The organism is Flavobacterium sp. 22659 (assembly GCF_052044235.1).
Classification (GTDB): Bacteria; Bacteroidota; Bacteroidia; order Flavobacteriales; family Flavobacteriaceae; genus Flavobacterium; species Flavobacterium johnsoniae.
This window is the reverse complement of sequence record NZ_JBQEMU010000047.1, coordinates 1-5,405: the sequence shown is the minus strand read 5'-3', so window position 1 is coordinate 5,405 and position 5,405 is coordinate 1. Positions and strand designations below refer to the sequence as shown.

Annotated in this window: 1 pseudogene; it reads right to left on the bottom strand. The window is 38.1% G+C overall.

What is annotated here, in order from left to right:
* Positions 1-5,405: pseudogene (locus tag ACTJIW_RS24160) on the bottom strand (hypothetical protein); the annotation flags it as partial.

Sequence of the window (5,405 nt, the reverse complement as noted above, 5' to 3'; positions counted from 1 at the left end):
GGTTCTGTAATTGTAACATTTAATGTTGCTGAATCACAGTCTTTAGCATCTTTTACAACAATCGTGTAAGCACCAGCCGTTAATCCTGTAAAGATATTTGAACTCTGGAAGGCTCCTCCGTTGATGCTGTATTGGTATGGTAAAATACCATTTGCAGCTGTAACGATGATGCTTCCGTCGCTTCCTCCTGTACATTTAACATCTGACTGTGTAAATGTAGCTGTTGGTGTTGTTGTTGGTGTAACTACAACTGGGATAGAAACTGCCCCACATCCCTGGCTGTCTGATACTCTGAAAGTATAAGTTCCATCTGCTGTTGTTGTATAAGGCGATGTTGCCGGAACATAGACTCCTCCGTTGAAACTAACCTCAAAACCATTATAAGTATTTGTTCCCTGAGTGGCAAGTAAAGTAACTTCTGCTGCTCCTGAACATTTTAAATCTTTTGTTAAAGTAGCTTGTAACAACAATTCCTGATTCAATGTATAAGGTGTAGATGCGACACAGCCGTTTCCGTCTTTAATATAGAATGTGTAGTTTCCTGGCGCATTCAATACAAAGTTTGGACTTGACTGATAACCGTTTCCAATACTAAACATTGGCGTACCAACATAAGTTCCTGTAATTGTAATATTTACTGGACCTCCTTCGTAGCAGTATGGTGCTGCTGACGGAGTAATTGTTGGTAAAGCATCTGCTGCTATTGTAATATCCAATTTAGTAAAACATCCATTTGCATCAATTACATAAGCATCCCACTGTGTGTTAACTGCTGGATCTAAAACTGCACTAGCAAAAATATCGTAATCTGCTGCATTTGGAGCAACTCCGTCTTGAACAAACTGATATCTGTAGTTTGGTGTTCCACCCGCAGCTGCAACTTCTACTTTTGCTCCGAAATTACAGTTTGCATTTACGTTTGTTATTTCAGTTAAAGTTAATACAGCCGGCTGAGTAACGGTAACTGTAGCAAATGCTGTACAGTTTGTGGTATTATCTGTAACAGTTACTGTATAGTTTCCAGGAACTAATCCTGTAACATTTACTGTATTTCCTGTTTGAGTCAATGTTCCTGTACCTGCTGTTAAAACTGCTGTGTAAGCTGTTCCGAAGTTGGCAACCGTAAAGCGTACTGCTCCGTTTGCATTTCCGTTACAATCTACATTGTTAACCAATTGACCTGCAATTGTAATGTTTGTTACAGGGTCAACTGTATAAGATTCCTGATAAGTACAGCCGTTTGCGTCTGTTACTTGGAATAAATATGTCTCTGGAGTTAATCCGGCAAATGTTGCTGAAGTTTGTTTCCCTACAACAATTGGAGATAAAATCTCGTATTGAAGCGTACCAACTCCATTCTGTACATTACTGATCGTAACGGTACTTGTTGTACTTGCCGCTGGAGCACAATAAATTGGCGTTCCGTTGATATCCATGTCTGTTGGTGCGTTTAACGCTGGAACGTTAACTCCATTCGTTAAAGTAAATGGACAATTATGAGCATCTTTCACTAAAACATCAAATGTTGTTCCTGCAAAAGTTTCAAAAGTATTGTCACTTGTATAAGTTGTTCCTCCATCGAAACTGTACTGATAAGGTGCAGTACCATTAGAAGCCGTAACTGTAACGATCGCTTTTGTCGGCGCATTTCCTGTACCACAAGCTAATGGTGCAGTGATTGTTGACGATGCTGTTAAAGCTGTCGGCTGTCCAATAGTTATTGGTGTACTAGAATAAGTACAAGATTTAGCATCTCTCACTGTAATAATGTAAGAAGTACCTGCACTTAATCCTGTAAATACATTAGAAGATTGGAAAATTCCAGTTCCTAATTGATACATATAAGGACCAACACCTGAAGTAACATTTACAGTAATTGTTCCGTCTGCTCCGCCATTACAAATTACATCTGTTTGAGCCGTTGTAAATATAGCCGCCGGAAGTGGATCCAATCTAAATGTTGTTGTCGCCTGACAAGCTGCAGGTAATTTCGCATCACTTACTCTAAAGATATAATCTCCTAACGCACTTGTCGAAAGCACATTTGTCGCCATAGTAGTATAAGAACCTCCACCATTTGTAGAATATTCGTAAGTGTAAGCTGTATTGTAACCTCCTGTAGCTGTTAATGTAATTTCAGCATTTGGAGTAGCCGTACAATCTAATTCTCTAGTCAATTTAGCCTCTAAGAATAGTTGTGGTTTCACTTCGTAAGTAGTAGTGGCTGTACAACCGTTACCGTCTTTAATAACTAAAGTATACACTTTTGCCTCATTGAATGTAAATGTTGGACTTGCTTGGAAAGCGCTTCCGTTTACACTGTAAGTTGCTGCTCCAGCAATATCAGGATCAACAGTTCCTACAATTGTGAAATTAAATGGACTACCCGTATAACAGAACGTTGCAGGTGCTGTAATAGTCGGATCGTCATCTTTGTCTAATGTTACATTCGCAGATTTAATACAGCCATACGCATCTTTTACATAGGCAGTATAAGTACCTCCATCTCTATTAAATGTGTTTGCACTTGCCCATCCAGCAGTAGCTGCAGTTGGAGCAGGATCTGTTGATGGCAATAACAAGTAAGTATATGGCGCTGTACCATCTTTAGCAACAGCTGTAATAACTCCTGAATTAGCATTACAGTTTGCGTTTTTAGAAACAGAAGCTGTAATAGATAAATCAATTGCAGATTCAGTAATGTTAAATGGTACTGTAGCTACACTACAACCAGCATTTGTTGCACCAGCTGTTTCTCTAATTACTACAATATAATTTCCAAAAGTTAATGGTCCTAAATTAGAAACTGTAAAACTTCCATTAGCTGGAACGTTTCCTGTACCTACCACTCCAGTACTAACCATTGATTGAGAATTATAAATCTCATAACTAATTGGTGTAGCAGCAGAGTAAGTGCTATTTATTGTGAATGAAACATTTCCGTTTGCACTTCCTTTACATGTAATGTTATTTGATGTAAGTGCACTAGTTGTTAATGTTGAATTCGTTGAAATTGGAATATCAGCCGTTTCAAAATAGTAACATCCTGTGTAAGCATCATGAACAATAAAAGTATATTGAACACCTGGAATCAAATTCGGTATAGTTACTTTTTTACTTCCCGGATTTGTTCCTGGAGGAGTTCCAACAACGTCTTCATCATACCATGGTAAAGTAGTTGGAGAAGTGTAAGTCATTCCTGGACCAGTATAAACTGCAAAGTGGAATGGACCATTACCTGTAAGATTTGTTGAAGCCGCACCAATTGCCACAACTGCAGAACCAAGTCCTGAACAATTAGCTGCTGGTGGTGTTACTGTAATATCTAAATCTTCAGGAGGAGAAGCTACTAATACATTTTGGATTAGAACAGAACATCCGTTTCTATCCACTACATTAATTTGATACAATCCAAAATCAACAACATTGAAACTAACTGAAGTTGTTCCTAAATTATTCAATTCAGAGTTGTTGTATCCATTTACTCCCGTTACATAATAGTTATAAGGGCCAACACCTCCTGTTACACTGTCAACAATGACAGAACCCTTAGAAATACCTGTTAAAGTATTACAAGTAATCGGTACTGCGTGATGTGCAACTGAAATAGGCAATGGTTCACTTATAGTAATTGTTTCTGTATCAAAACATCCTCTAGCATCTCTTACAGTAATTGTATAAGTACCCGCTGCTAAACCAGAAGTTTGTGTTCCATAATCTTTTCCTGTAGTTGTGTTTAATACATTGATTACAAATGGAGCTAATCCTTTTGTAGCATCGTATGTCACAGAAATTGCTGCAGTTTCCTCACCGTTGCAATTAATTGTCTGTGTTTGTGTAACACCTGTAATTTCTGGTGTCACCGTAGGAGTTATAATTACAGCTGAAGATGTAGCAGTACAACCTCTAGAATCTGTTACTGTAAATGTATAAGTTCCATCTGTAGTTGTTGTAAATACATTTCCTGCAAATGTTCCTGTATTTGGTGAGCTTGTGTATGTGTAAGTACCGTTTCCGCCTGCTGCAGTTAAAGTAACTTGAGCTGCTGCTGGAGCAGAACATGTAATATCTTTATCTAAAATTGCAGATAATGTTAATGGATTGTTTACAATCACCACATTACTGTCTGCGGTACAACCATTACCGTCTTTAATTCTAACAGTATAGCTTCCTGGCGTAGTAATAACAAATGTATTACCTGATTGATATGAAGCACCATTATTTATACTATAGCTTAATGGAGCTACTAAACCAGTACCTGGAGTTGCTGTAATTGTGTAACTTCCTACACCAAAACATTGTCCAGTTGCACTAGCTGTTACTGTTGGAACAGCATCTCTAGTAATTGTAATATCTAATTTGAATGAACAATTATTAGCATCTAAGATATAAACATCCCAATTTGGAGTTGCTGGATCTAAGTTTGCTTTATTATTATTTGAATATGTTCCTGCCGGAGCACCATCTGGAACAAATGAATATCTGTAAACTGGTGTTCCACCTGCAGCCGTAACTGTAACTTCTGATGTAGTCACGAAACAGTTTCCGTTTACAGCTGCATAAGTAGCTGTTAAAGCTGCCGCAGGCTGATTAATTGTTATAGAAGCATTTGCTGAACATCCTGTAGTTTCGTCTGTAACAACAATTGCATAAGTATTTGCTGTAAGACCTGTTAAATTAACAGTTGCAGCAGTATTTCCTGTTACAGCAGTTCCGCCGTTAACCGTATAGCTGTAAGAAGAAGTTGCAGCAAAACCAGCAACATCTAATCTAATAGATCCTGTATTACCTCCATTACAAAGAACATCACTTGTTTTCTTAGCAATTAATGTAATTGGAGTCGCAGGGTTAATAGTATGCGCTTCTGTATAATAACATCCGTTTGCATCGGTAACTTTGAACATATAAGTTCCTGGAGCTAATCCAGCAAAACTGTTTGATGTCTGTTTAGCAATAATTACCGGAGATGGAGCAATAGTTTCGTATTGTAATGCACCTACTCCGTTAGTTGCTGTTAATGTAACTGTCGTAGTTGTAGCATTACAAGTAACCGCTGCTGCAGCGAAAGTTAAATCTGTAGGCGGGTTTAATCTTAATAATGTTCCAGTTCCAGAAACTGTACATCCTTTTGCATCACGAACTTCGTATGAATAATTCTGGTCTGCTCCGTTATCGTTTAATGTCAATACATTGTTTGAACCAAATCCGTTTGAGTTGAAACTGTATTGGTAAGGAGCTGTTCCTGTTCCTGCTGTAACATTTACAGTAACTGTTCCTGCTGCTTTTCCGTTTGATGTATCACATGTGAATCCAACAACCGATGGAGTAGCTGCCAATGTTGATGGCTCTGAAATGTTAACTGCAACCGAACCTGTACATCCTTTACCATCTTTTACATAGAATGT